Here is a 26,349-nt window from a genome sequence, read left to right as displayed (position 1 = left end):
GAGACGCCTTGGACCTGATTGACGGCATCATGACGCTCCGCGCCATCCGGCGGTTCACCGCCGAGCCGGTGACCGACGAGGAGGTGCTCACCTGCCTGCGCGCCGCGCGCCAGGCGCCGAGCGGCGGCAACATCCAGCCCTGGCAGTTCCTCGTCGTGCGTGACGCCGACCTCCGCCGCGGCCTGGGCGACATCTACCGCCGGGCCTACGACCGGTACGAACCGGCGATGCTCGCCGCGACGCCGCCTTTCCGGGACGACGCCGAAGCGGAGCGCCACCGGCGGACCGTCGCCTCGGCGCGCTACCTCGCCGAGCACCTCCACGAAGCGCCTGTCATCGTCCTCTTCCTCATGCCGAACATCAGCATGACCCTGCACGATGCCGAAGGCCCACTCGATGTCGGCACGCCGTGGGCCTCCGTCTACCCGGCGGTGCAGAACTTCATGCTCGCGGCCCGCGCGCTCGGCATCGGCACCACGCTGACGACCGTCATCCGCGTCTACCAGGACGAGGTCCGCGCGCTGCTCGGCATCCCGGACCGGTACGAACTCGCTGCGCTCGTGCCAATGGGCCGTCCCCGCGGCAAGTTTGGCGTCGCTCCCCGAAAGCCTCTCGCCGCCGTCACCCACTGGGACCGCTTCGGCAATCGCCGTGACGACATCGGGTGAGCGCAGCAGTGCCGCCGCGCCTTGACCCGCTGCGCTAAGATTTCGGAAGGCCGTCCGGGACGGGCGGCAGGGAGGCAGCATGGAACGCAAAAACACCGAATTCGAATTCCGCGGCATCAACCACCTCGCGCTCGTCTGCCGCGACATGGAGCGCACGGTCGACTTCTACTCGAACGTCCTCGGCATGCCCCTCATGAAGACCATCGAGCTGCCCAACAACATGGGGCAGCACTTCTTCTTCGACATCGGGAACGGCGACTCGCTCGCCTTCTTCTGGTTCCCGAACGCACCGGAGGCGGCGCCCGGCATCGCGGCCCCGGCGGGGATGCCCGGCGAAGGTGAATTGGCCACTGCCCACGGCTCCATGAACCACGTCGCCTTCGACGTGCCGCCGGAGAAATTCGACGAGTACTACGAGAAAATCAAGGCGAAGGGCATCCCGGTTACGCCCATCCTCAACCACGACGACAGCCCGCGGCAGGTTTCCCGCGAGGTCCACGAAGGCACCTTCATCCGCTCGTTCTACTTCCAGGACCCGGACGGCATCCTGCTCGAGTTCGCCTGCTGGCTCCGCGCGATGGGCCCCGACGATGTGAAGCACAAGCCCGCCCGCGCCGCCGACCGCGACCGCTACCTCGGCCTCGTCGGCACCGGCGGCAGCTGACCGCCAGGCGCCGGGGCTTCAGAACCCGTTCGGGCAAAACGGCTCGTACTCGGTCCGGAACATCGCATCGGCAAGCCGGAGCGCATGATCGTCGCGCACGGCCAGGCGCCCTGCCCGCGCGTGGAACGTCGCGCTCCGGTGTCCCGCGAGGAGCGAGGCCAGCACGGCCGGCGGCAGCGTAAGGTCCGGTTCGCCGTCGAACCGCCGGGCCTCGGCCCGGCTGCCCTGGGCTTCGAGCAGCCAGGTGCCTTCGTTCCACGGGCATTCCGGGTCGGAGGTGATCCGGATCGCCAGCCGGCCCTCCGCGCCGTACGGCCGCGCGGCCAGCGCGCCAGCCGCATCGACCACCCGCATCCAGATGGCGTCCTGCGTGCGACGGTTCAGCACGCGCGGCTCGAGCAGCAGCTCCGGCGCCTGGTCATCCGGCGGCACACCCTTCCATTCGACCCGCCGCGCCAGGTCGTGCGCCCGCAGGAACTCCCACAGCGACGCCCAGGCCCCGGGCGTGAGCGCCACGAACTCGGCCACGCGAAGCTCCTGTTCCCCCTCATCGGGCTGGTGCTCAACCCCCTGGACGGAGTAGACGGCGTAGCCCTGCGGCGCCCCGCCCCCATCGCGGTAGACCGCGACGTGCACCGGGAGGCCTTTCTTCGGCGGCCGGAATGTCGAGACGCGCCACAGTTCCGCCGACCGGTGGATGACCAGGTTCCGCGGCGTCGCCCACGCGATGAACAGGGGCTTGATGATGGGGTAGGCCTCCTCCGGGCTGAGGAGTTCGATGCGCCCGCCGTCATCCTGGATCGGCTGCGCGAGGGCCGCCAAGCGCGGGTCGAACCGGTAGGTCACGCCGGTCGACGCAAGCCCGTAGCCGAAGCGCTGGTAGATCGCCGCCATGCTCGCCCACAGGATCGCCAGCGGCTGGCGCCGCTCGTACATCGTCTCGAGCGCCTGCCGCATCGTGCGGCGCAGCAGGCCGCGGCGGCGGTAGTTCGGCAGCGTCCCGACTGCCGTGACCCCGCCCATCGGCACCGGCGAGCCATTCAGCCGCACCGTGAACGGCCAGACCCCGAGCGTGGACGCCATCTTCCCGTCGACGAACGCGCAGACAGTCCATTCCGGCTGCGTCGCCGAAAGCTCGTCCTCCATGCCTTCTTCGGAGGCGAAGACATACGAGACGATGCGGGCATACTCCCGCAGCTCGTCCCGGTCAGCGCAGGGACGGATGTCGATGCTCATGCGCGCGGAGTATACGCCGGTGCTCAGGGCTGGAGTGGCACCAGGGTCGCCGGTTCGCTGAGCAGAAGCTGGTAGACGCTGCAGGCCTCGACCTGTTGCAGTTCGAGCGCCCACGCCGGGCCCCGGCCGTCGCCGTACCGCAGCCACCGCTGCCGCGCCGCGTCCCATTTCGCGACCTGCAGCAGCCGGTCGCCGAGCGAGGCAAAGGCATCGCGCGGGTCTGCGCTGCCGCCGATATAGACGACGTCGTTCCACCCGGCTTGCAGCGAGGCCGGTACGGGGAACGAGACGCTGAAGCCGCCTTCGAGCGTGACCGGCGCCGTCGCGAGGAACCAGTACTCCCGCCCGGGTTCGAGCGCCGGCAGCGTTCGCCCGGCCGGGGTCGCCGCGAGCCACCGCCGGTATCCGCTGGAGCCGTCGATGGCTTCGTAGATCGCCGTCACCGCCGGGTTGGCTGCCGAGGGGAACGCATCACCCAGCAGCAGCGGCTGGCTGCCGAAGTACGCGACGTGGTTCCACCCCGGCAGGAGGTGGACGTTTCCGCACACCACTGCGCCGGCCCCCACGCGGACGGACGGCCCGAACTCGCTCGTGTTGCCGTCGCCGTCTGTCGCCGTGGCGATGATCCACTGGCCGGGGCTCACCGGCAGCGAGGCCGTGAACTGGCCCGAGCTGCCCGCCGTGACCGGCGGCCCGAGCGGCACGGTCCCGTAGTCGCCGATGCCGCCCGGCGTATGCTCCGCGAGGTAAATCTCCACGACACACCCGGCGCAGGCCGTGCCACTGGATGCCGGCCGGTGTCGCCCGCGTGACGGACGGTCGTCCGACGCCGCCATTCCCTTCCGGGGCGAGCGCGATCGCGGGGCCGCGAAGCTCGAGGAAGGTGTTCGACCGGAAGGTGTTCCGTGACGACGGCGGGAGCTCATCCCCCGAAGTGACCGAGATGCCGGTCCCGCAGCCGCGGAAGGTGTTCGCCGACACGAACGCGCCGCTGCTCCCCGGCTCGAGCGAGACGCACGCCCCGGCAACGCTGTCGAACTCGTTCCCTTCGATTCGGGTGCCGATCCCGCCGCCCGCGACCCGGACGCCGTGCTCGAGGCCGGTGAACCGGTTCGCCGCCGCGCCGCTGCCGCCGATGACGGCCCCGCTGGCTGCTACGACGACTCCAGTCCCGGTGCGCTCCCCTTCGCCCGGCCCGGCAAGCTCGTTCCCCGTCACCGACACTGCCGCCCCGCTGACCCGGACCGCGACGCCGCAGCCGCGGAACGTGTTCCCGACGGCGCCGCCGACGGCCGCCTCCGCCCCTTCAGCGATGACGCACGCGCCCGTGAATCCCTCGAATTTCAGGCCCCGCGCGGCGGTGCCCGGCCCGGACAGGCGCAGTCCGTCCTGCGGCGCCGAGAGGCTCACCGAGCCGCCCCGGATGACGACGCCGGCCCCTGCCCCGTCCACCGTGGCCCCGGCCCGGGTGAGCGCCGGCAGCGGCGCGCTTCCGACGGCGATCACCGTCTCCGACCCCGGCGGGAACACCGCAGGGTCGAAGCGGACCGTGGCCGCGGCCGTGCTTCCGGAGTTGACGGCCGTGATCGCCGTCCGAAGCGTGCAGTTCGCCGGGTGCGGACAGGTGCCGGGCGCGTCCGAGACGGACGTGACATAAACGACGGCAGGGTCATCGGCCGCCGCCGGGCCAGCCCCCCCGAGAACAGGGCACAGGAGCACGAGGAGGAGCAGCCCCGGCGCAAGTCGTCGCATCAGGCCAACGCTACCGAGCCGCGGCCCGCGACGGCAAGACGGTTCACAGCGGTTCGAAGACGCGCCGGCCGTCCCGCAGCGTCAGCCTTCCGATGCCCGGGTGCGGCCAGTGCCCCGCGAACCACAGCAGGCCTTCGGAAATTGCCCGCTCGAACAGCGCGTCCCGCGTCGCGGCCGACTGCACCGGGTCGACGTCGAATGCCGGCGACCAGTCGGGGTGGATGAGCTGCGCCGGGTGGTGCGAGGCATCGCCGATGATGATGCCCCGGTCCCTGCCGTCGACGACCCCGATCGCGACATGGCCGGGCGTGTGCCCCGGCGTGGGCACGAAGACGAGGTGCTCGTCGAGCGCCGTCTCCCCGTTCACGAACCGGATGCGGCCGGTGTGGCGGAGCGGCTCCACGCAGTCCCGCAGATGCTCGTTCCCGGGCGCATCGAGCCGCCCGGGCGCCATCCAGTAGTCCCACTCCTGCCGCTGGATGACGAACTCCGCGCGGGGAAAGAAGACCTCCGGCTTGCCGCCTGCCCCTTCGACCGTGTTCCAGCCGACGTGGTCGATGTGCAGGTGGGTATGCACCACGAGGTCGATATCGCCCGGCGCCAGCCCCGCGGACCGCAGCGCCTCGTCCAGCCGCCCCGGCGGAAACCCGGGCCGCTTCCTCGGGCCGAGGCCCGTGTCGATGAGGACCGTCTTCCCTGCCGACCGCACGAGGTAGCAGGTGACCGCCATCGTGAAGAGGCCGCGTTCGTCGGCCTGGTGGCCGAACTCCGCGAGGAAGGCGTCGGCGTGCTGCGGCACGAAATGCCGCGGGTTCATCAGCACCGGCGCATCCAGCAGCGGCGCGATCGTCACGGAGCCGATCGAGACGGTGTCCATTCCCGGCCGCTCCTACTTGATGCCCGCGCGCGCAGCRACGTCGGCCATCGCCTCGCCGAGCCGCTGGATGCCCTCGTCGATCTCCTCCATATCGACATAACTGAAAGCCAGCCGCAGGTGATTGGTCGCCTGGCCGTCGGCGAAGAACTGCGGACCCTGCCCGACGATGACGCCCCGCTCGTTCGCTGCGACCTGCACATCCCGGGAGCTCATCCCCGGCCGCAGCGCGAGCCAGAGGAAGAATCCGCCCTTCGGACGGGTGTAGCTGATGTACGGCGCGCAGTACCGCGCCAGCGCAGCCTCGACCCGTTCGAGCTTCCGCCGGTAGATGCCCCGCAGCCGCTCGATGTGCCGGTCGAGGTCGCCGTTGCGGATCATCTCTGCGATGACGCGGCCGAGGAACGGGCTCGTCCCCATGTCGTGGCGCAGCGCCGCGATGCGGGAGATGAGCGCCGGCGGACCCTGGATCCACCCCATCCGGAGGCCGGTGGCGATCGTCTTCGAGAAGCTTGCGACCTTGACCCCGTGCTCGCCTCCGCTCAGCGCAAACAGCGACGGCGGCGGCGGCTCCTCGAACCAGAGCTCGCCGTAGGCGTCGTCCTCGAGGATGAACGTCTCGTACCGCCGGGCGAGCTCAAGCAGGTGCTGCCGCCGTTCGAGCGTCATCGTGCAGCCGGCCGGGTTCTGGTGGTTCGGGATGCAGTAGATGAACTTCGCCCGACGGCCCTGCGCTGCAAGCTCGGCGAGCTTCGCCTCGAGGATGTCGGTCCGCATCCCTTCGGCGTCCAGCGGAATCGCGACCTGTTCCGCGCCGAACGACCGGATCGTCCGCATCGAACCCGGAAAGTTCGGGCTTTCGACCATGACGACGTCGCCCGGGTCCAGCAGCGTCTCGCACACCATGCCGATCGCATGGGCCGAGCCGCTCGCGATGATGACGTGGTCCTTCGTCACCGGGATGCCGTCGAGCCGCGTCCACCGCTCGGCGATCGCCTCCCGCAGAGGCGCCGGCCCGAAGGTCCCGCCGTATTCGAGCGCCTCCTTCCGATCGCGCTCGAGCACCGCCTGCGCCGCGCGCAGCAGTTCGGCTGCCGGCAGCGAGGGAATATCGGGCAGACCCCCGGCGAACGAAATGAGGTGGCGCGGGTCCGGCGTCGCTGCCGCCCAGACTTGCGGGCCGAGGATGCGGGCGCGGGCGCTGACGAGCGCATCGACGCGCTCGGGAGTCCAGTACGGGTCGGTCATCGGGCAGCTCCGGCGGCGAGGGTGCCCGGATTATACGCGCTCGTCGAAACGATTCCCGCGGCCGGGAGGGATGGGGACTTGAGACGCCGGTTGACCGGCCTGTTATACTTCAAGCTCACCCACCTTCTCGCGTGAGATTGCGAAGCATTTCACAAATGGCGCACCGAAATCACGGCGACGCCCGCGGCTCTCTTCATTTCGCAATCCCGCCTGGTGGTGACACGTTTCGAGAGGGACGCAGCATGCAGCAACCCCGGAGGCCTGCGCAGCAGGGTCTGTACCGTCCAGGGCTGGAACATGACGCCTGTGGCGTCGGCTTCATCGTTCACCTGAAGGGCCAGCGGTCCCACAAGCTGGTCGATGATGCCCTCTCTGCCCTGGAGCACCTGCACCACCGCGGGGCCTCCGGCAGCGAGCCGAACACCGGCGACGGCGCCGGCATCCTCATCCAGATGCCGCATGAGTTCCTCCGTCGCGAATGCGCCCAGCTCGGCATCCGCCTGCCCGAGGCCGGCCACTACGGGGCTGGCCTCTTCTTCGCCTCCCGCGACCCCCGCGCCACCGAGCAGGCGAAAGCGCTCTTCGCCGCGATCGTCGAAGAAGAGGGCCAGCACCTCCTCGGCTGGCGCAAGGTTCCCACCAACAACGCCGACCTCGGCGCGACGGCTCTCGCCGCCGAGCCCGAGATGTGGCAGGTCTTCATCAGCCGCGGCGCCGGCATCGAAAACGAGGATGCCTTCGAGCGCCGCCTCTACGTCATCCGCAAGCGGTTCGAAAAGGCCATCCAGCGCTGGGGCATCCGCGATGCGGAATGGTTCTACTTCCCCAGCCTCTCCTGCCGCACCCTCGTGTACAAGGGAATGCTGACCGCCACCCAGCTGCGCGGCTACTTCCCGGACCTCAGCGACCGCCACCTCATCTCGGCGCTCGCGATGTTCCACTCCCGCTTCAGCACCAACACCTTCCCGAGTTGGGAGCTGGCGCACCCCTACCGGATGATCGCCCACAACGGCGAAATCAACACCCTGCGCGGCAACCGGAACTGGATGGCGGCCCGCGAAGCGCTCTTCGCCTCCCCCTACTTCCCGGACATCCACAAGATCCTGCCCGTCATCAACGAGCACGGCAGCGACACCGCCAGCCTCGATGAAGCGCTCGAGCTGCTGGTGATGACCGGGCGCAGCCTCCCCCACGCCATGATGATGCTCATCCCGGAAGCGTGGCAGGAGCACGAGAGCATGGACCCGGCCAAGAAGGCCTTCTACGAATACCACTCCTGCCTCATGGAGCCGTGGGACGGCCCGGCCTCCGTCGCCTTCACCGACGGCCGCAACATCGGCGCCGTGCTCGACCGCAACGGCCTCCGCCCTTCCCGCTACTACGTCACCAAAGACGACCTCGTCATCATGGCCTCCGAGGTCGGTGTCCTGCCCATCGAACCGGAGCGCGTGCTCATCAAGGGCCGCCTCCAGCCGGGCAAGATGTTCCTCGTCAGCCTCGAAGAGGGCCGCATCATCGACGACACCGAGCTCAAGATGAAGCTCGCCACCGAGCGGCCCTACGCCCAGTGGCTGAAGGATAACCTCATCCACATCGATGACATCCCCGCGACGGAGACGCCGCCGCCCCCGCCCCCCGACGTCCTGCTCCAGCAGCAGATGGCCTACGGCTACACCATCGAGGACGAGAAGTACCACCTCGGCCCGATGGCGGAAAAAGGCGAGGAAGCGGTCGGCTCGATGGGCACGGATACTCCGCTCGCCGTCCTCAGCGACCGGCCGCAGCCGCTCTACAACTACTTCCAACAGCTCTTTGCACAGGTCACGAACCCCCCGCTCGATGCCATCCGCGAGGAGCTCGTCACCTCCGTCAAGACGGTCATCGGCCCCGAAGGCAACCTGCTCGACCCGGAGCCGGAGAGCTGCCACCTCGTCAGCCTCGACAACCCCTTCATCGACAACGAACAGCTGGCGAAGTTCAAGTCGCTCAAGGACCACGCGCTCCGGGCCACGGTTCTCCCGATGCTCTTCCCCGCGAAGGCGGGCCCGGCCGGCCTCGAAGCCGCCATGGAGGAGCTCTTCCGCGCCGCCGACCGCGCCATCGACGACGGCGCAAAGGTGCTCATCCTCTCGGACCGCGGGGTCGATGCGGAGCACGCGCCGATCCCCTCGCTCCTCGCCGTCGCCGGCCTCCACAACCACCTGGTCCGCGAGAAGAAGCGCACGCAGGTCGGCCTCATCGTCGAAACCGGCGATGCCCGCGAAGTGCACCATTTCGCGCTCCTCATCGGCTACGGCGCCGGCGCGGTCAACCCGTGGCTCGCGCTCGATTCCCTTGAGCAGGTTCGCCAGGACGGCTACATCACGGCCGACTACCCCATCGAGAAACTCCGGGCCAACTACCTGAAGGCGATCAAGAAGGGCGTCGTGAAGGTGATGTCCAAGATGGGCATCTCCACCATCCAGAGCTACCGCGGTGCCCAGATCTTCGAGGCGGTCGGCCTCAGCGAAGCGTTCATCGACAAGTACTTCACCAACACCGTCTCCCGCATCGGCGGCATCGGCATCCACGAGGTCGCGCAGGAGGTCCTCGCCCACCATCAGCGCGCCTTCCCCGACCGCGACGGCGGCCTCCGCGAACTCGCCTGGGGCGGCCAGTACCAGTGGCGCCGCGACGGCGAGTACCACCTCTTCAACCCCGAGACGGTCTTCCGGCTCCAGCACTCGACCCGAACCGGCCAGTATCGAATCTTCAAGGAGTACACCCGGCTCGTTGACGACCAGAGCAAGCGGCTCGCCACGCTCCGCGGCCTCTTCGAACTGAAGTCCGACCGGCCGCCCATCCCGATCGAGGAAGTCGAACCCGCCGAGAACATCTACAAGCGGTTCGCCACCGGCGCGATGTCGTTCGGCTCCATCAGCGCCGAGGCGCACGAGACCCTCGCCATCGCCATGAACCGCATCGGCGGCAAGAGCAACACCGGCGAAGGCGGCGAAGACCGCCGCCGGTACACGCCCGACCCGAACGGCGATTCCCGCCGCTCCGCCATCAAGCAGGTCGCCTCCGGCCGCTTCGGCGTCACGAGCGAGTACCTCGTCAACGCCGACGAGATCCAGATCAAGATGGCGCAGGGTGCGAAGCCCGGCGAAGGCGGCCAGCTCCCCGGCACGAAGGTCTACCCCTGGATCGCGGAAGTCCGGCACGCCACGCCGGGCGTCGGCCTCATCAGCCCGCCCCCGCACCACGACATCTACTCCATCGAAGACCTCGCCCAGCTCATCCACGACCTGAAGAACGCGAACCCGCGCGCCCGCATCAGCGTGAAGCTCGTCGCAGAGGTCGGCGTCGGAACGGTCGCGGCCGGCGTGGCCAAGGCCAAGTCCGATCACGTCCTCATCTCCGGGCACGACGGCGGCACCGGCGCGAGCCCGCTCACCTCCATCAAGCATGCCGGCCTCCCGTGGGAGCTGGGCCTCGCCGAAACCCAGCAGACGCTGGTCATGAACAAACTCCGCGACCGCATCGTCGTGCAGGTCGACGGGCAGATGAAGACCGGCCGCGACGTCATCATCGGCGCCCTCCTCGGCGCCGAGGAGTACGGCTTCGCGACCGCCCCGCTCGTGGTGATGGGCTGCATCATGATGCGCGTCTGCCACCTCGATACCTGCCCGGTCGGCATCGCCACCCAGAACCCGGCACTGCGCGAGAAGTTCGCCGGCCGCGCCGAGCACGTCGTCAACTTCTTCAAGTTCATCGCTGAAGAGGTGCGCGAGTACCTCGCCCAGCTCGGCTACCGCTCGCTCGACGAGATCATCGGCCGCTCCGACCTCCTCGACGTCCGCCGCGCAGTCGACCACTGGAAGGCGCAGGGGCTCGACCTGAGCGCGATCCTCTACCGGCCGCAGGTCGATGCCAGCGTCGCCACGCGCTGCATCACGACCCAGGACCACGGTCTCGAGCGGGCGCTCGACAACGAGCTCATCCGCCTCGCGCAGCCGGCGCTCGAGCGCGGGGAGAAGGTCGTACTCGATATGCCGATCCGCAACGTCAACCGCACCGTCGGCACGATGCTCGGCAGCGAACTGACCCGGCGGTACGGCCACACGGGCCTCCCCGACGACACGATCGACATCACCTTCCACGGCTCCGCCGGCCAGAGCTTCGGCGCATTCCTGCCCGCCGGCATCACGCTCCGCCTCGAAGGCGACGCCAACGACTACATCGGCAAGGGCCTCTCCGGCGGCAAGATCATCGTCTACCCGCCGAAGGATGCGACGTTCGTGCCCGAGGAGAACATCGTCATCGGCAACGTCGCACTCTACGGCGCAACGAGCGGCGCGGCGTTCTTCCGCGGCGTCGCCGGCGAACGGTTCATGGTCCGCAACTCCGGCGCCGTCGCCGTCGTCGAAGGCACCGGCGACCACGGCTGCGAGTACATGACCGGCGGCCGGGCCGTCATCATCGGGCGCACCGGGCGGAACTTCGCCGCCGGCATGAGCGGCGGCATCGCCTACGTCCTCGACGAGGACGGCGATTTCCACACCCGCTGCAACATGGAGATGGTCGGCCTCGAACCGCTCGAAGAGCCGGAAGACCTCGACCTCGTGAAGGGGCTGCTGGAGCGGCACGTCCAGTACACGGGCAGCACGGTCGCCCAGCGCCTGCTCGACGATTGGCCGGCCGCCGCCCGCAAGTTCGTCAAGGTCATGCCGACCGACTACCGCCGCGTGCTCGAGCAGCAGCGCTATCAGTCGCAGAACGGCGCGCAGGGCACGCCCACCCACACCGTTGGAGCTGCCCGTGGCTAAGCCGACCGGATTCCTCGAGTACTCCCGCGAAACGCCGAAGCGCCGGCCCGTCGACCAGCGCGTCCGCGACTGGCTCGAAGTCTACGAAGAGTTCCCGCTCGAGAAGCTCAAGACGCAGGCCGCCCGGTGCATGGACTGCGGCATCCCGTTCTGCCACCAGGGCTGCCCGCTCGGCAACATCATCCCCGACTGGAACGACCTGGTGTACCGCGACCGGTGGCGCGACGCCATCGACCGCCTGCACGCAACGAACAACTTCCCGGAGTTTACGGGCCGCCTCTGCCCGGCACCCTGCGAGGCCGCCTGTGTCCTCGGCATCAACAACGATCCGGTCACCATCAAGCAGGTCGAGCTCGAAATCATCGAGTACGCGTGGCAGGCCGGCTGGGTGAAGCCGCAGCCCGCCACCCACCGGACCGGCAAGACCGTCGCCGTCATCGGCTCCGGTCCCGCCGGCCTCGCCTGCGCCCAGCAGCTCGCGCGCGCCGGCCACGAAGTCACCGTCTTCGAACGGGATGACCGCATCGGCGGCCTCCTCCGCTACGGCATCCCGGACTTCAAGATGGAGAAGCGCTTCCTCGACCGCCGCCTCGCCCAGATGGAGGCCGAGGGCGTCGTCTTCCGGCCCGGCGTCAACGTCGGCAAAGACATCGACGCCCGCGAGCTGCTGGAAGAGTTCGACGCCATCTGCCTCGCCGGCGGCGCCACCCAGCCGCGCGACTTGCAGGTGCCCGGCCGCGAGCTCAAAGGCGTCTACTTCGCCATGCAGTACCTGCCGATGCAGAACCGCCGGAACGCCGGCGATGAAATCCCCGAGGACGAGTTCATCACCGCGAAAGACAAGCGCGTCATCATCCTCGGCGGCGGCGATACCGGCGCAGACTGCCTCGGGACGGCCCTCCGGCAGGGCGCCCGCGAAGTCCTCCAGTACGAAATCCTGCCGAAGCCGCCCGCCAGCCGGCCGCCGGAGCAGCCCYGGCCGCTCTACCCGAATATCTACCGGGTCTCCTCCGCCCACGAAGAAGGCGGGACGCGCGACTACTGCATCATGACGACCCGCCTCTCTGGCGAGAACGGTCGCCTCACGACGCTCCACGCCGTGCGGGTCGAGTTCGTCAACGAGGACGGCCGCCAGGTGATGCGGGAAATCCCCGGCAGCGAATTCTCGGAGCCGGTCGACCTCCTGCTCCTCGCCATGGGCTTCCTCGGCCCCGAAAAGGGCGGCCTCCTCGAGCAGCTGGGCGTTCAGCTCACCGAACGCGGCAACGTGTGGGCCGACGAGAACAAGATGACCTCGGTGCCCGGCGTCTTCACCGCCGGCGACATGACGCGGGGGCAGTCGCTCATCGTCTGGGCCATCGCCGAGGGGCGCGCCGCCGCCCGCGGCATCGACCAGTACCTGATGGGCGACACCCGCCTGCCGATCAACTGACGCGCCGGCGCCAGCCGGCCGACCTCACCAGCAGCGCCCCGCGGGTCAGCCCCCGGGGCGCTCCGTCTTCGCAGGCCCGAGCGGGTACTCGTGGGCGATGACCCGCGCCGGCACGCCCACCGCCGTCGCGTTCGCGGGCACGTCGGAAATGACCACCGCGTTCGCCCCAATGCGCGCGTTGTCGCCGACCGTCACCGGCCCGAGGATCTTCGCCCCTGTCCCGATGAAGACGAAGCGCCCGATGGTCGGCCCGTCGAGCGAGACATCCGGGCCGCCCGTGTTCAGTCCGATCGTCACGAACGGCGCAATGGAGCAGAACGGCCCGATGCGCGTCGTCCCGTCGATGACGACGTGGCCGTGGTTGAGCAGCAGCCCCGGCCCAATCTCCACGCGGTCGCCAATCGAGACCCCGGCGAGCAGCATCGTCAGCCGGCGGCACAGCCCGGGAAGCACGGGGACGCCATGCCGCCGGAGCCACGCCTGCAGCCGGTAGATGAGCACGACCTGCGCCTCGGGAGAGAGCGCGATGCTCGCGGCAGCCTCCGCGCGCGGTCCGAACCACCGGCGGACGAGCGGCACCGCGTGCCACGTCACCGCCTGGCGGACGTCCTCGCGCACGTTCTCGAACATCTCCGGCCTCAGCACCCCGGTCGGGTCACCCGACCATCGTCGCAGGGGCGAGGCTAGCGGTCACGCTCCGCGATGAAGCGGGCGAACGTCCGCAAGCGGTCTCGCGCATCGTCGGCTATCGCGATGTCCGCAAGCAGCGCCTCTGCTTCGGCCGAAAACCGCCGGGCGAGCGCCCGCGTGTGCTCCCGCGCCCCGCTCGTTTCCAGCAGCTCGAGCACCTTCGCCGTGTCGTCCTCCGGCGCCGGCGCCGCGCGGTAGATCGCGCGCAGCGCGTCGCCGCTGCCATCCGACGCGAGGGCGAACACCACCGGCAGCGTCTTCTTCCGGCGGGCGATATCGCTCGATGTCGACTTGCCGGTGGCCGCCGCGTCGCCCCAGGCGCCCAGGTAGTCGTCCTGGACCTGGAATGCCAGCCCGAGCCGTTCGCCCCAGGCGCGGAATGCGTCGACCGTCCCCCGCGGCGCACCCGCCAGTGCGGCGCCGATGCCCGCTGCTGCTCCCAGCAGCGCGCCTGTCTTGCCCTCGACCATGGCGAGGTAGTCTTCCTCGGTCACGCTTTCTGCATCCTCGAAGGCGATGTCCGCCCACTGGCCGGCGACCATCCGCTCGACGGCTTCGAACAGGATGGCGAGCGCAAGCGGCGCGCCGGGCAGCCGACTGTCTGCCAGCTGGCGCAGCCCCCGCGTGTAGAGGAAATTGCCCAGGTTGATCGCCTGCGGCGCGCCGACGACCTGCCACGCCGTCGGCCGCCCGTGGCGGAGCGCATCGCCGTCCTGGATGTCGTCGTGCACGAGCGAAAAGTTGTGGACGAGCTCCACCGCAACCGCGCCGGGCAGCGCCTGCGCCGGGTCGGCCCCGGCCGCGGCGGCCACTTCGAGGCATAACAGCGGCCGCAGCCGTTTTCCGCCGCCGGCCGACGGGCGGCCGTCCGCGTCTTCCCATCCCAAGACATAACGCGACATCCGCACCAGCTCAGCCGGGCCTTCCGCGAGGGCGCGCCGCAGCGCCTCTTCGATGAGCGCAAGCCGGCCGAGGAACTCCGGCGGCAAACTCATGCGCGGGCGAGGTCGGCCGGGGCGGGGGCCGTCCAGCCCCGGGCCGCGAGCGCTTCCCGTGCAGCCGCCGCGATGCCTTCGGCATCGAGCCGGTGCAGGTGGCGCATGGTGGCCTGCGGCCCGTGGTCCACGATGGCGTCCGGCATCGCCAGGGCGCCCAGGTAGCGGTCCGCCAGGCCGTGGTCGGCAAGCAGCTCGAGCACCGCGTCGCCGAACCCGCCGGCCCGGACGTTCTCCTCTGCGGTGATGATGCCGGCGGTCGTGCGGGCCGCCTCGAGCAGCAGCTCGGCATCGAGCGGCTTCGCGAACCGCGCGTTGATGACCGCCGCGTCGATGCCCTCCGCCTCGAGCAGGCTCGCCGCCTTGAGGCACTCCATCACCGGCGCGCCGAATCCCACGAGCGCGATGTCGCGGCCGGCGCGGAGGAGCTCGCCCTTGCCGATCGGGAGGCGCGCCATCGGCTGGTCCGTCGGGGCGCCGGGGCCGCTGCCGCGCGGGTAGCGAACCGCAAACGGTCCCTCATGGTGGACGCCTGTATAGAGCAGGTCCCGCAGTTCCCGCTCATCCTTGGGCGCGCTCACGACCATGTTCGGCAGGCAGCGGAGGTAGCTGATATCGATGAAGCCCTGGTGCGTCTTCCCGTCATCGCCGACGAATCCCGCCCGGTCCATCGCGAACACGACCGGCAGGTTCTGCACCACGACGTCGTGAACGACCGAGTCATACCCGCGCTGCAGGAACGTGCTGTAGATCGCCGCGATCGGCCGGATGCCCTGGGTCGCAAGCCCGGCGGCGAACGTCACGGCATGCTGCTCCGCGATGGCCACGTCGAACACCCGGTCCGGGTGCTTCGCGTGCACCGGCGCCAGCCCGGTCCCTTCGAGCATCGCCGCCGTGATGGCGACGACGCGCGGGTCCGACTCGATGAGCTCCTGCACCGCCTGCGCGAACACCTGGCTGTACGTCGGCCGCGGCGCCGGCGCTGCCGGGTCCGACTTCTTCAGCCAGTACGTGCCGCTGTGACTCTTGATCGGGTCGGCCGCCGCCTCCGGGACGCCGTGTCCCTTCTCGGTGAGCACGTGCAGGAGGACCGGCTTGCCTTCGACCTTCTTGATGGCGCGCAGCGTCGCCTCGAGCTCCCGGATGTCATGCCCGTCGATCGGACCGTAGTACTCGAATCCGAACTGCTCCCAGAAGCTCGCCGGCACGAGCAGGTCGCGCAGGCTCGCCTTCACCCGCTTCGCACCCTCCCACACCTGCCGGCCGAGCGGGAGGTGCTCGACCAGCTCGCCGATCTCGCGCTTCGCATTCCGGTACAGGGGGTCGACGCGGAGCTTGTTCACGTTCCGGCTGAGCGCGCCGACGTTCGGCGAGATCGACATGGCGTTGTCGTTGAGGATGACGATGAGCCGGTGCAGGCCGAGGTGCCCGGCGTGATTCATCGCCTCGAGCGCCATGCCGCACGTCATCGCGCCGTCTCCGATGACGGCGATGGCGTAGAAATCGTCCCCCTTGAAGTCCCGCGCGACCGCCATGCCGACGGCCGCCGAGATCGACGTGCCGGCGTGGCCGGCGCCGAAGACGTCGTGCTCGCTCTCCTTGCGGTCAGCGAACCCGCTCAGGCCGCCGAACTGGCGGATGGTCGCCATCCGGTCCTTCCGCCCCGTGAGGATCTTGTGGACGTACACCTGGTGGCTGACGTCCCAGACGATCTTGTCCTTCGGCGAGTCGAAGAGCCGGTGGAGCGCGATCGTCAGTTCGACGACGCCGAGGTTCGAGGCCAGGTGGCCGCCGCCCCCGATGCCGTCGACCGTCTGCACGAGGAATTGCCGAATCTCGGCGGCGAGCGTCTCGAGCTGGTCGTACGTGAGCCCCCGGAGGTCGCGCGGGCTGTCAATCCGATCGAGTAGCTGCGTCACGCCGTCATCTCCTCCTGCCTCCAGTAGGCCACGACTCCCGTGGAGGGGCGGTACGGTGGCTTACCGGCAATCCCCCGTTCGAACCTACGGAGGGCCGGAAGACCGGTCAAGCCTGCCGCCCCGGCTCCCACGCAAGCGCGCCGCCCCGCGGCGCCGGCGCCGGCGAATCGGCCGATTCCTGCGACTTCGGCAGCTCGATCCAGAACGTGCTTCCGGAGCCCGGCTCGGACCGCACGCCGACGCTACCGCCCATCGCCTCGATGAGCTCCTTCACGATGGCGAGGCCGAGGCCTGTGCCGCCTTCCCGCCGGCTCCGGCCCTTATCGACGCGGTAGAAACGGTCGAAGATGTGCGGCAGCGCCTCTGCCGGGATGCCCGGCCCGTTGTCCTCGACTTCCACCCGCGCTGCCTTGCCCGCATCCGCGACCCGGACCGTGACCGTCGAGCCCTCGCCGGAATACTTGATGGCGTTGTCGACGAGGTTGAGCACGCAGCGGTGCAGCAGGTCGGGGCTGGCCAGCGCCTCGGCAGGCTCCCGGATGTCGCGGCGGAGCGCCACCCCGCGCTGCGCGGCGAGCGGCTGCAGCTCTGCGATGACGTCGGCCGCCAGCGCCGGCAGATCGACCGCCTCCCGCTCCACGCGCGCGCCGTCGTCGTTGGTCAGCAGGAGGAGGTCTTCGCTCAGCCGCGTGAGCCGCTCAGTCTGGCTCTTGATGGTCGCCACGAGCTCGCGGTACTCCTCGAGCGAGGCGTCCGGGTCCATCTCGGTGACTTCGATGTTCGTCCGGATCGCCGCGAGCGGCGTTCTGAGTTCGTGCGAGGCGTCCTGCACGAACTGCCGCTGCCGTTCGAACGAGGCTTCCAGCCGCCCGATCATCGAGTCGAACGTGTCGGCCAGCGCCCACAGCTCGTCGCGCGGCCCCTGGTAGTTGATGCGCCGGCTGAGGTTCGTCGCGCTGATCTCCGATGCCGCCTCCGTGATGTCGCGAACCGGCCGGAGCAGGACGCCAGACAGGACATAACCGCCGATACCCGACGCAATCGCGAGGCCCAGCACGGAGACGAGCGACCAGTACTGCAGCCGATCCAGGCTGTGCGAGTAGATGCCGTCTTCCACCTCGCGCAGGCTGTACGTCTCGGTCTCGATGGGCACCACGATGGCCTGCGCCGGGCCGGTCCGGACTGGTGTATAGACCACGTCGTTGGAGCGGGACAGCTCGAACACGCGCGGCTGGTCGAACCGCACGGCGAGGTTCAGCGCGACGACGAAGGCGACGCCGAAGACCAGCAAGAGGCTGGAGTACCAGACCGTGAGCCGGAACCTGATGCTCCGGAAGAACGGCGGCATGCGCACCCTAGAGGACGTAGCCCTTTCCGCGGATCGTCTCGATCAGCTGTTCCTCGAATCCCTCGTTCAGTTTGCGGCGCAGGTTGTTCATATGCACCTTCACCGTCTGGGTGAAGGGGTTGGCGTGCTCGTCCCAGATGTTTTCGAGCAGCTCTTCCTGCGGAACCGCCCGGCCCTCGTTCCTCGCGAGGTAGTAGAGGAGCGCGAACTCCTTCGGGGTGAGGTGGATATCCTTGCCCTCCCTCCGGCAGCGGTTCGTGTTCGGGTCCAGCTCGAGGCCGCGAGTTTCGATGACCGGCTCGCGCATCGACCCCTCCCGCCGGGTGATCGCGCGGATCCGGGCCGCGAGCTCGCTGAAGGCGAACGGCTTCACGAGGTAGTCGTCGGCGCCCTGGTCCAGCCCTTCGATCCGCTCCCGGATCGAACTCCGGGCCGTCAGCATGATGATCCCGCCGGAGAACCGGTCCTCCCGCAGCCGCCGGCACACTTCGATCCCGTCCACACGCGGCAGGTTCAGGTCGAGGCAGATGACGTCGTAGTTCGTCTCCGCCGCCATCTCGAGCGCCTCAGCGCCGTCGCGCGCCACGTCGACGTCGTACCCCTGCTTCACGAGGCCGCGCTCGATCGCCCCCGCAATGGCCTCTTCGTCCTCGACGACCAGCACGCGCATCGCCGACCCTCCTTCGTCGTTGCCGATTTCTTTCACCGTACCGCATCGAAACCGAAGCGAAGGTAAAGAAATGCGCGCGGCGAATAGGGGACCACGACCGCTCGGGACGGCCGCGGTATCATCCCCGTGGCGGCTTCCGCCGCCCATTCCGCACCGAGGCGCAACGATGGTTCTCGCTGAACGCCCCACCCGCGAACTCTCCCTTGCCGACATCGCCGACATCCTCGGCGACGAGGCATCCTCCCTGCTCGAACACCGCTGCGAAGGCATCCCCGCGGAGAGCCTTCATCTGCCCGGGCCTGATTTCGTGACCCGCGTCTGGGCCCAGTCCGACCGCTCCCCGCAAGTGCTGCGCAACCTCCAGGCGATCCTGGGCCACGGCCGGCTGGCCGGCACCGGCTACGTTTCCATCCTGCCCGTCGACCAGGGCATCGAACACTCGGGCGGCGCTTCGTTCGCAAAGAATCCGGCCTACTTCGACCCCGAGAACATCGTCCTCCTGGCGCTCGAAGGCGGCTGCAACGCGGTCGCGTCGACCTTCGGCGTGCTCGGCGCAGTCGCCCGCAAGTACGCCCACCGCATCCCCTTCATCGTCAAGATCAACCACAACGAGCTCCTGACCTACCCGAACAAGTACGACCAGATCATGTTCGGCACCATCAAGGAGGCGTGGAACCTCGGCGCGGCGGCCGTCGGCGCGACCATCTATTTCGGGTCCGAGGAGAGCAGCCGCCAGATCGTCGAAGTGTCCGAAGCGTTCGCCTACGCCCATGAGCTCGGCATGGCGACCGTCCTCTGGTGCTACCTCCGCAACCCCGGCTTCAAGGTCGACGGCGTCAACCACGAAACTTCGGCCGACCTGACCGGCCAGGCGAACCACCTGGGCGTCACCATCCAGGCCGACATCGTGAAGCAGAAGCTCCCGGAGCAGAACGGCGGCTACCGGGCCCTCAACCAGAAGGGCAGCTACGGCAAGTTCGACGAGCGGATGTACACGAAGCTCACGACCGACCACCCGATCGACCTCACCCGCTACCAGGTCGCGAACGGCTACATGGGGCGCGTCGGGCTCATCAACTCGGGCGGCGCCAGCGCGGGCGAAAGCGACCTGAAGGAGGCGGTCAAGACCGCCGTCATCAACAAGCGCGCGGGCGGCATGGGCCTCATCTCCGGCCGGAAGGCCTTCCAGCGGCCGATGAACGAAGGCATCGCGCTCCTCAACGCCATCCAGGACGTCTACCGCTGCGAGGGCGTGACGATCGCCTGACGGGACTTCTCCCTCTGCGTAACATAAATCAGCCCCGGCAGGAACCTGCCGGGGCGTGTCCGTTTCGCCGTCCGTCGCGGGAGTGCTGGTTCGCTCAGGCAGCCTCCGCCGAGCGGACCGCATCGCGCCGGTTGCTCCGCCGCTCCAGCATGTAGCCGAAGCCCCGGACGTTGACGATGTAGCTTGGCTCGGCGGGGTCGTGCTCCACCTTCCGGCGAATCCGCCGGATGTACACCTTCACGATCTCCTGCGCTTCGCGCTCAGAGTAGGTGTAGTCCTGCACGGCGCGGAGGATTTCGACCGGGCTGACCACCTTGCCGGCGTTCTTCGCGAGGTAGGCGAGGATCTTGAACTCGGTCGGCGTGAGGGGAATTGTCTCGCCGTTCCGGACCGCCTGGCAGCGGTCGAAGTCGAGCACGAGGTCGCGGACCGTGATCGTGCTCGGGCCTTCATCCTCCGCCGGCTCGGCCTGCGCTGCCGTGCGGCGCCGGAGCATCGCCCCGAGCTGCGCGTTGAACATCTCCGCGCCGTCAGTGTCGCGGACGCAGACGTCCGCGCCCGCTTCGAGGGCGAGGCTCAAGCCGTGCGGGTGCGGGCCGGGTGCGACAACGATGATGTTCGCCTTGCAAGCCCGCGCCACCTGCCGCACGAGCGCGATATCGTCGTCGTGGCGCGGGTCGATGGCGAGCACGACCAGGTCGGGGTCGAACTGCGCCAGCAGCCGTTCGGTCTCGCGGTCATGCGGCCGTTCCGTCGTCGTGAAACCGTGGCGCGCCAGCGACGGGAGCACGTCCGCGGAGCGGTAGTCGCGCGTATGGGTTACGAACGCGACCTGGCTCCGGAAGCCGTCATTGAAGCGGTCCGCCATAGCATCACCCCCAAGTGCACCGCCGGGCTCGCTGGCCCGCCTGTGCCGTCCTTCGTTCTCGAGCCGGTGCCGCTTCCCGCGCGCGCCGATAGCCGATGGCATCGACGGCGCGACACGGGCTCATTCTCTATCTTCGGCAGCCCTCGCCGGTCTAATAGGGGTCGGGCGGGTGAAGGAGGAACCGTTTCGCACCCGACCCGACACCACGCGGCCGGCCCCGCGAAGGAAAACGCGGCGGCCGGGGCGCACCGGCCCCGGCCGCAACAGCTGTTCCGAAGAGCTGAACTGAGTCAGGCGACGTCGCGGAGGAGCGAACGCCGCAGCCGCTTCACCGCCTGGGCGTGCAGCTGGCTGACCCGCGTCTCCGAAACCTGGAGCACCGCGGCGATGTCGCGCATCGTCAGCCGTTCGACATAATACAGACTGATGACCAGCCGTTCGCGCTCCGGCAGGGCGGCAACCGACCGCGCAAGGTCCTCGTAGAGCTCCTTCTCCTCGAACGACCGCGTGAAGTCGAGGTCTTCTTCAGCTGTCGGCATCTCCGCCGCCGGGAACGAATCGCCGTCGTCGTCGCGCTCGAGCATCCGGTCGAGCGACACCGTCACCCATCGCGACTGGGAGGTTGCCTCCCGGTACTGCTCGACCGAGACGCCCATGTGCTCCGCGGTCTCCGCGTCGGTCGGCGTGCGCCCGAGGAGCATCTCCAGCTCAGACTGGGCGCGCTGCACGTCGCGCGCCTTCTGCCGCATCGTCCGGCTCAGCCGGTCCATCCTGCGGAAGGCGTCGATCATCGCGCCCCGGATGCGCTGGACGGCGTAGGCGTGGAAGTTCGTCCCCTTCGACGGGTCGTAGCGCCGCACCGCTTCGACGAGTCCGCAGGTGCCGTACCCGACCGCGTCTTCGAACTCCAGGAGCCCAGGGATCTCGAGCGGGAGCGTCCGGGCGACCCGCCGCACCAGCGGCGCGTACTGCATCACGAGGCGCTGCTGCTCCTCCAGCGACAGGCGGTTCGGCGTCGTCTCTGGACTCCCATCGATGGGCTGTTCATCGTAGGCGGACGGCCACTGCATGTTCGTTCTCCCCCGTTGCTGCCTTTTCCCGGTGTATCGGTGATGCGCCGGGAAAGGTGTCGCCCGTAGCCCAAATCTGGCGGTTCCCCCGAGTTGAAACCGTTCGTGCCTTTGTTGTCGGGCGGTTGCGCCGATTGTTCAGGTCCGCCGGGTGACAGAACAACGAGCGCCCCGTGACACCGCAGTGGTGCTTTGGTGACAACCGGAGACATAAACGCACCGAGCGCGCGCGCCCGCACCCCAGGGAGGGCGCTCCGGCCGGGCAGGAACTCACATAACATGTATAGTGCGAACATCGAACCGCGGAACGGCGGTCGCGTCCGCCCGGCCGCGTAAACCCCCGGTAATCGCCAAATTGAAGGCCCCGGAATACGGCCTGTACACTCGGAGCATCTCCGCGCACCCGGCTGCGCAAAGGACTCCCATGGACCTGCCACGCGACACGGCCCGCCCCGGCGGCGGCGAACAGCTCGCCCGCGCAGCAGTCGCGGTCTTCCTCCTCCTCAGCATGCTCACGCTCTCCTTCGGGCTCGGCTGGGCGGTCCACGGGCTCGTTTCCGATGACCCGGCGCCCGCTGCCCAGCAGCAGGGAGGCAGCGCCGCCGCATCCCGCGATACCGTTGGCGCCGCCATCATCGACGAAATCGTCAACCTGCTCGAGACACGTTACGTCGACAAGGCAGCCCTCGACCCCGAGACCCTCCGCCAGGCCGCCATCGACGGCATCATCCGCTCCCTCAACGACTCCCATACCGAATACCTCACACCCGCTGAGCTCCRGGCGGGCGCCCTCAACCTCGCCTCGAGCTACGACGGCATCGGCGCCACCGTCTCCGACCGCGGCGGCGCCATCACCATCGTGGCGCCGTTCCGCGATTCGCCCGCCGAAAAAGCCGGAATCCGCCCCGGCGACATCATCCTCGAGGTCGACGGCGTCTCGACCGAAGGCTGGACGCAAACGCAAGCCGTCCAGGTCATCCGGGGGCCCTCCGGCACGCAGGTCACCCTCAAGGTGAAGCACACCGACGGCACCATCGAAACCATCACCATCACCCGCGGCAACATCCCGCTCGAGAGCGTCTTCCTCGAGCCCAACCTCGAGGTCATCCCCGGCGAAAGCGGCACGAAGCTCGTCGACCGCAACGGCAATGAGGTCACCGACATCGCCTACGTCGCCATCACCCAGTTCCATGACCGCACCCTCGACGAGCTCCGCACGAAGCTCAAGGACGTCGAGAGCAAGGGCTACAAGGGTCTCATCGTCGACGTCCGCGGGAATCCCGGCGGACTCCTCCAGGCGACGGTCGACGTGGTGGACGAGTTCCTCAACCAGGGCGTCATCCTTTCCGAAGTCGACGCCGACGGCCGCACGCAGAGCTGGAGCGCCCGCCGCGGCGGCATCCTCACGAACATCCCCGTGGTGATTCTCCAGGACCAGGGCAGCGCCTCCGGCGCCGAAGTCTTCGCTGCCGCGCTCCGCGACAACGGCCGGGCGACGATCATCGGCACGCGCAGCTTCGGCAAGGGCACGGTCAACCAGCTGCAGGAGCTCAAGAGCTGCGGCGACCCCAAGGGCTGCGGCGCGCTCTACATCTCGGTCGGCCGCTGGCTCACCCCGCGCGGCGACCAGATCGAAGGGCTCGGCGTGAAGCCCGACATCGAGGTTCCCATGACGTACGATGATTATGTCGCGCAGGGCGACGTCCAGATCTTCCGCGCGATCGACTTCCTGCGCGGGAACTGACCGCGCGGTACACTGGCCCTACCACCTGCGGGCCCATCCGATGGCGATGGGCCCGCTCCCTTTCCGCCATGTCCGACGCCACCATCGCCCAGAACCGCCGCGCCCGGCACGACTACGACATCCTCGCCCGGTTCGAGGCCGGCATCGTCCTGACCGGCAGCGAAATCAAATCCGTCCGCGAGCACAAGGTCCAGCTCCRGGGCGCCTACGCCCGCATCAAGGACGGCGAGGCGTGGCTCATCGGCGCCCACATCGCCCCGTACGCCAACGCCGGCTACGCCGCGCACGACCCGACCCGCGACCGCAAGCTCCTCCTCCACAAGAAAGAGATTCGCCGCATCGCGCAGATGGTCGACCAGAAGGGGCTCACGCTCATCCCGCTCTCGATGTACTTCAAACGCGGCAAGGCAAAAGTCGAACTCGGCGTCGGGCGCGGACGAAAGAGTTATGACAAGCGTGAGGCCGTGAAGCAGCGCGAGCAGCAGCGCGCCGCCGCCGAAGCCCTCAAGCGCTCCGCCCGCTAGGCGCGCGGGCCCGAACGGGTGTGCTATACTCACCTCATCACGGGGACGAAAGGAATCGACAGGAAGCCAGGTAGCCGGATAGCAGGCCGAGGTTGGCTGTCACCCTCGTAAATCAGGCGGCCAAAAATAAACGGCAACACTCGCCAACTCGCTCTCGCCGCTTAGTGCGGAGCCGTCCTCCCCGGGGCCCGGCCTGGTAGCGCCGGGGTAGGGCGTCACCAAAGCCAGGCTGCCGCGGGCCGACGCCGATACCGCCCGCGAAAGATCGCTCGGCTGGCCGGGTGACGTGGGGACCACCACTGCAGTCGCCCGGCGAGATTCCCATCGGTGGGAAAGCCTGTAGGAGAATCCGGAGCCGACCTTCACTGGACCGGGAGTTCGACTCTCCCGCGTCTCCACCAGTAACCACCGCGGGCCCGCATTTGCGGGCCCGTCGTTTCGAGGCTCGCCGTTCGAACCCGCCCGCGGCGGCGGCCTCCGCTCCCTATGCAGGCGAGACGGGGTCGCCGAGTTGCACCTCGCCCGGGACGAGCACCGAGCAATACACCCCGGCGCTCACCTCCGGGCTGAGCCGCCCCAGCTGCTTCAGCACCGCCGGACTCGATGCGCCCGTCTCGGGGTCCAGCGTGATCATCTGGCAGCGGCGGTCCGGCTCGTGGACCGCCAGCACCGCTCCCCCGGCCCTCACCTGCCGCCCCACCCAGCGCAGCTCTGCGAACGGCTCGTCGCCGACATCGACGACGAGGTTCATGCGAAACCGCCGATGGTCCGCCGGCACCCCCGCGGCTTCAGCAATCGCGCGCACCGTCGCGGTCGAAATCAGTGAAACGTACGCGACGTCCTGGCTCCCCCGATAGTCGACGTGAAGCCGCACCTGCCGCCCCGACCACGAGGCGAGCAGCGCGGCGAGCTCCGGGCTCTCGAGCGGCAGGACGGAGCCGCCCGGCACGGTGACCTCCACCCTCGGCCACGGCCCGGACGGCCACTCCACTGCCCCGGCAATGACCGCAGGGGAGCACTGGAGCAGCTGCGGGCATTCCCGCCCGGTGAACCACGGAAACGGGCTCACGAGGCCGTCCTGGACGAATGCGAACGCCCGGTCGAGCGGAATCCCGTGGAAGCCGAAGCGCGCCCGCTCGAGCTGCTCCCCCCGCATCGACTTCACGGGGTAGCGCGCTATCGCAGTCACCGTACCCGTCGTCATCGAGCGGAGGTTAGCGAAATCCGCCGCCGCGCACCATCATGCCCGGGCTGCCGCAGCCTTCTTCTCCTCGATGAGCCGGTCGAGCTCTTCCTTCAGGCGGTCCAGGACGGTGTCGTAGGGGAACGCGCCCAGCTCCTGTTCGCCCTTCTTCAGGTTGACGAACGTCGGCGCGCACCACAGGCCGAGGTCGGCGTCGTCCGTCTCGCCGGGGCCGTTCACACGGCAGCCCATCACCGCGATGGTGATGTCGTACTCCTTCGCGTAGGCGGTCATCTCCTTCACCTTGAAGGCGAGGTCGACGAACGCCTCGTTTTCGACACGGCTGCAGCTCGGGCAGCTGATGATGTTCAGCCCGCCCTCGAGGAACTGCGGCACCGAACGGAACCGCCCGGCCTCCACGTCCGCGATGATCTGCCGCCCGACCTCCACCTCGCGCCACTTCTCGGCGAACGGCAGCGTCAGCGAAACCCGGATCGTGTCGCCGATGCCGCGCGACAGGAGCTGCTCGAAGGCGATCCGCGTCTTGATTGCGCCGTCCGGCAGCATCCCCGCCTCCGTCACGCCGAGGTGGAGCGGCACCTCCGGGCGAACCACCGCGAACCTCACGTTCGACTCGATCACCTTGCGCGGGTCGGAATCCTTCAGAGAGACGACGTAGCGGTCGAACCTGAGGTCGTCGAGGATGGCGCAGTGCTCGAGGGCGCTTTCGACCATCGCCGTCACGCCTTCGAGGCCGGGCGGGTCGGCGCCTTCGAACTTCGCATCCATGTCCGGGTCCACCGAGCCGCAGTTCACGCCAACGCGCACGGCAAGGTCATGGCGGGCCGCCGTCTCGGCGATGAAGGCGACCTTCTCCCGGACGGTCTTCTGCCTTTCGTGGTGGTAGAGATGTCCCGGGTTGTAGCGCACCTTGTTCACGTGGGGCGCGACCTGCGTGATGAGCCGGTAGTTCTCCTGCAGATCGACGACGAGGTTCGCCTCCGGCACCCGGGCGCGGATTTCGGCAAGGGCCGCGACGTCCTTCGCGCTGTCGACGGCGATGCGCACCAGCCCGGCGCCGGCTTCGTGGAGCATCTTCGCCTGCGCTGCCGTCGCCTCGATGTCCGTCGTCCGCGTCGCGCACATCGACTGGACTACGATCGGGTTTCCCCCGCCGATGATGACCGTACCGGCCCGGACCGGCCGGGTGTTCGCGCGCTTCATGACGTCAGTCTACCAGCGGGCCGGTGAACGCGGCGTGAGCGGGTCGCGCCCCGGCTACGGCTGCGCGGGCGCCGACCCAATCGCCCAGCCGGCCGCGACGTTCCGCGCGTGCGTCGCGTGGCAGGCGCGGTAGACCTCGAAGACGGAGGCCGCTGGCACCGCGGC

21 protein-coding genes, 1 other RNA gene and 1 pseudogene are annotated in these 26,349 nt (G+C 69.0%); 9 read left to right on the top strand and 14 right to left on the bottom strand.

Annotated elements, in window-relative coordinates; all coding sequences use genetic code 11:
* Window positions 1-8 precede the first annotated feature (8 nt).
* The gene (locus tag O0235_RS14205; protein WP_270056429.1) at window positions 9-668 is read left to right on the top strand and encodes a nitroreductase family protein; all 660 of its coding nucleotides are present in this window, start codon (window positions 9-11) and stop codon (window positions 666-668) included.
* A 79-nt stretch (window positions 669-747) separates the two neighbouring features.
* Window positions 748-1,332 (top strand): VOC family protein, encoded by a 585-nt coding sequence (locus O0235_RS14200; protein WP_270056428.1) that lies wholly within the window; start codon window positions 748-750, stop codon window positions 1,330-1,332.
* An 18-nt stretch (window positions 1,333-1,350) separates the two neighbouring features.
* Here the strand turns inward: O0235_RS14200 and O0235_RS14195 are convergent, their stop codons facing one another.
* The 5 genes and pseudogenes from O0235_RS14195 to O0235_RS14175 form a co-directional block, all read right to left on the bottom strand.
* The gene (locus tag O0235_RS14195) at window positions 1,351-2,568 is read right to left on the bottom strand and encodes a GNAT family N-acetyltransferase (RefSeq protein ID WP_270056427.1); all 1,218 of its coding nucleotides are present in this window, start codon (window positions 2,566-2,568) and stop codon (window positions 1,351-1,353) included.
* Window positions 2,569-2,591: 23 nt separating this feature from the next.
* A complete protein-coding gene (locus O0235_RS14190) occupies window positions 2,592-3,326 on the bottom strand; it encodes a hypothetical protein (protein ID WP_270056426.1) in 735 nt (244 codons plus the stop codon).
* Window positions 3,327-3,411: 85 nt separating this feature from the next.
* Window positions 3,412-4,320: pseudogene (locus O0235_RS16155) on the bottom strand (right-handed parallel beta-helix repeat-containing protein); the annotation flags it as partial.
* Window positions 4,321-4,363: 43 nt separating this feature from the next.
* The gene (locus tag O0235_RS14180; protein WP_270056424.1) at window positions 4,364-5,197 is read right to left on the bottom strand and encodes an MBL fold metallo-hydrolase; all 834 of its coding nucleotides are present in this window, start codon (window positions 5,195-5,197) and stop codon (window positions 4,364-4,366) included.
* Window positions 5,198-5,209: 12 nt separating this feature from the next.
* On the bottom strand, window positions 5,210-6,442 hold the full coding sequence (locus O0235_RS14175) for an aminotransferase-like domain-containing protein (RefSeq protein ID WP_270056423.1): 1,233 nt from the start codon (window positions 6,440-6,442) through the stop codon (window positions 5,210-5,212).
* A gap of 242 nt (window positions 6,443-6,684) precedes the next feature.
* Between O0235_RS14175 and gltB the strand changes: the two genes are divergently transcribed.
* Together gltB and O0235_RS14165 are read left to right on the top strand one after the other, a co-directional pair.
* Window positions 6,685-11,250 carry a glutamate synthase large subunit gene (gltB, locus tag O0235_RS14170; protein WP_270056422.1) on the top strand — a complete coding sequence of 1,522 codons (4,566 nt, stop codon included), beginning with the start codon at window positions 6,685-6,687 and terminating at the stop codon, window positions 11,248-11,250.
* A complete protein-coding gene (locus tag O0235_RS14165) occupies window positions 11,243-12,682 on the top strand; it encodes a glutamate synthase subunit beta (protein WP_270056421.1) in 1,440 nt (479 codons plus the stop codon). Before gltB ends, O0235_RS14165 begins: the two co-directional genes overlap by 8 nt.
* A gap of 45 nt (window positions 12,683-12,727) precedes the next feature.
* On the opposite strand, the gene O0235_RS14160 is transcribed toward O0235_RS14165, so the two are convergent.
* The 5 genes from O0235_RS14160 to O0235_RS14140 form a co-directional block, all read right to left on the bottom strand.
* Entirely contained in the window at window positions 12,728-13,312 is a 585-nt protein-coding gene (locus tag O0235_RS14160; protein WP_270056420.1) for a serine O-acetyltransferase, read from the bottom strand.
* Between the two features lie 53 nt (window positions 13,313-13,365).
* Window positions 13,366-14,367: a polyprenyl synthetase family protein gene (locus tag O0235_RS14155; RefSeq protein WP_270056419.1), complete on the bottom strand. Its 1,002-nt coding sequence runs from the start codon at window positions 14,365-14,367 to the stop codon at window positions 13,366-13,368.
* Window positions 14,364-16,286: a 1-deoxy-D-xylulose-5-phosphate synthase gene (dxs, locus tag O0235_RS14150; protein WP_270056418.1), complete on the bottom strand. Its 1,923-nt coding sequence runs from the start codon at window positions 16,284-16,286 to the stop codon at window positions 14,364-14,366. The genes O0235_RS14155 and dxs overlap by 4 nt, the downstream gene beginning before the upstream one ends.
* Before the next feature lie 106 nt (window positions 16,287-16,392).
* Window positions 16,393-17,634, bottom strand: a complete 1,242-nt coding sequence (locus tag O0235_RS14145) for a sensor histidine kinase (protein ID WP_270056417.1) — start codon at window positions 17,632-17,634, stop codon at window positions 16,393-16,395.
* 7 nt (window positions 17,635-17,641) lie between these two features.
* Window positions 17,642-18,304 carry a response regulator transcription factor gene (locus O0235_RS14140; RefSeq protein WP_270056416.1) on the bottom strand — a complete coding sequence of 221 codons (663 nt, stop codon included), beginning with the start codon at window positions 18,302-18,304 and terminating at the stop codon, window positions 17,642-17,644.
* A 166-nt stretch (window positions 18,305-18,470) separates the two neighbouring features.
* On the opposite strand from O0235_RS14140, the gene O0235_RS14135 reads away from it, so the two are divergent.
* Window positions 18,471-19,571 carry a class I fructose-bisphosphate aldolase gene (locus tag O0235_RS14135; protein WP_270056415.1) on the top strand — a complete coding sequence of 367 codons (1,101 nt, stop codon included), beginning with the start codon at window positions 18,471-18,473 and terminating at the stop codon, window positions 19,569-19,571.
* Window positions 19,572-19,665: 94 nt separating this feature from the next.
* Here O0235_RS14135 and O0235_RS14130 read toward each other — a convergent pair whose 3' ends face one another.
* Together O0235_RS14130 and O0235_RS14125 are read right to left on the bottom strand one after the other, a co-directional pair.
* Window positions 19,666-20,439, bottom strand: coding sequence for a response regulator transcription factor (locus O0235_RS14130; RefSeq protein ID WP_270056414.1), 774 nt, complete (start codon window positions 20,437-20,439; stop codon window positions 19,666-19,668).
* 290 nt (window positions 20,440-20,729) lie between these two features.
* Complete coding sequence (locus O0235_RS14125) at window positions 20,730-21,509, bottom strand: sigma-70 family RNA polymerase sigma factor (protein WP_270056413.1); 780 nt, start codon at window positions 21,507-21,509, stop codon at window positions 20,730-20,732.
* Between the two features lie 424 nt (window positions 21,510-21,933).
* Between O0235_RS14125 and O0235_RS14120 the strand changes: the two genes are divergently transcribed.
* The 3 genes from O0235_RS14120 (at window position 21,934) to ssrA (ending at window position 24,178) form a co-directional block, all read left to right on the top strand.
* On the top strand, window positions 21,934-23,253 hold the full coding sequence (locus O0235_RS14120; protein ID WP_270056412.1) for a S41 family peptidase: 1,320 nt from the start codon (window positions 21,934-21,936) through the stop codon (window positions 23,251-23,253).
* A gap of 68 nt (window positions 23,254-23,321) precedes the next feature.
* Window positions 23,322-23,777, top strand: coding sequence for an SsrA-binding protein SmpB (gene smpB, locus O0235_RS14115; protein ID WP_270056411.1), 456 nt, complete (start codon window positions 23,322-23,324; stop codon window positions 23,775-23,777).
* A gap of 41 nt (window positions 23,778-23,818) precedes the next feature.
* Window positions 23,819-24,178: a transfer-messenger RNA gene (gene ssrA, locus O0235_RS14110) on the top strand.
* Window positions 24,179-24,261: 83 nt separating this feature from the next.
* Here ssrA and O0235_RS14105 read toward each other — a convergent pair.
* Both O0235_RS14105 and ispG read right to left on the bottom strand, forming a co-directional pair.
* Window positions 24,262-24,981, bottom strand: coding sequence for an MOSC domain-containing protein (locus O0235_RS14105; RefSeq protein ID WP_270056410.1), 720 nt, complete (start codon window positions 24,979-24,981; stop codon window positions 24,262-24,264).
* Window positions 24,982-25,017: 36 nt separating this feature from the next.
* Window positions 25,018-26,184 carry a (E)-4-hydroxy-3-methylbut-2-enyl-diphosphate synthase gene (gene ispG / locus O0235_RS14100; RefSeq protein ID WP_270056409.1) on the bottom strand — a complete coding sequence of 389 codons (1,167 nt, stop codon included), beginning with the start codon at window positions 26,182-26,184 and terminating at the stop codon, window positions 25,018-25,020.
* On the opposite strand from ispG, the gene O0235_RS14095 reads away from it, so the two are divergent.
* Complete coding sequence (locus tag O0235_RS14095) at window positions 26,183-26,317, top strand: hypothetical protein (protein WP_270056408.1); 135 nt, start codon at window positions 26,183-26,185, stop codon at window positions 26,315-26,317. The genes ispG and O0235_RS14095 overlap by 2 nt on opposite strands.
* Window positions 26,318-26,349 lie beyond the last annotated feature (32 nt).

The organism is Tepidiforma flava (assembly GCF_027594505.1).
Taxonomy (GTDB): Bacteria; Chloroflexota; Dehalococcoidia; order Tepidiformales; family Tepidiformaceae; genus Tepidiforma; species Tepidiforma flava.
Note: the sequence above shows the minus strand (reverse complement) of the source record. Positions and strands in the feature narration are given on the sequence as shown.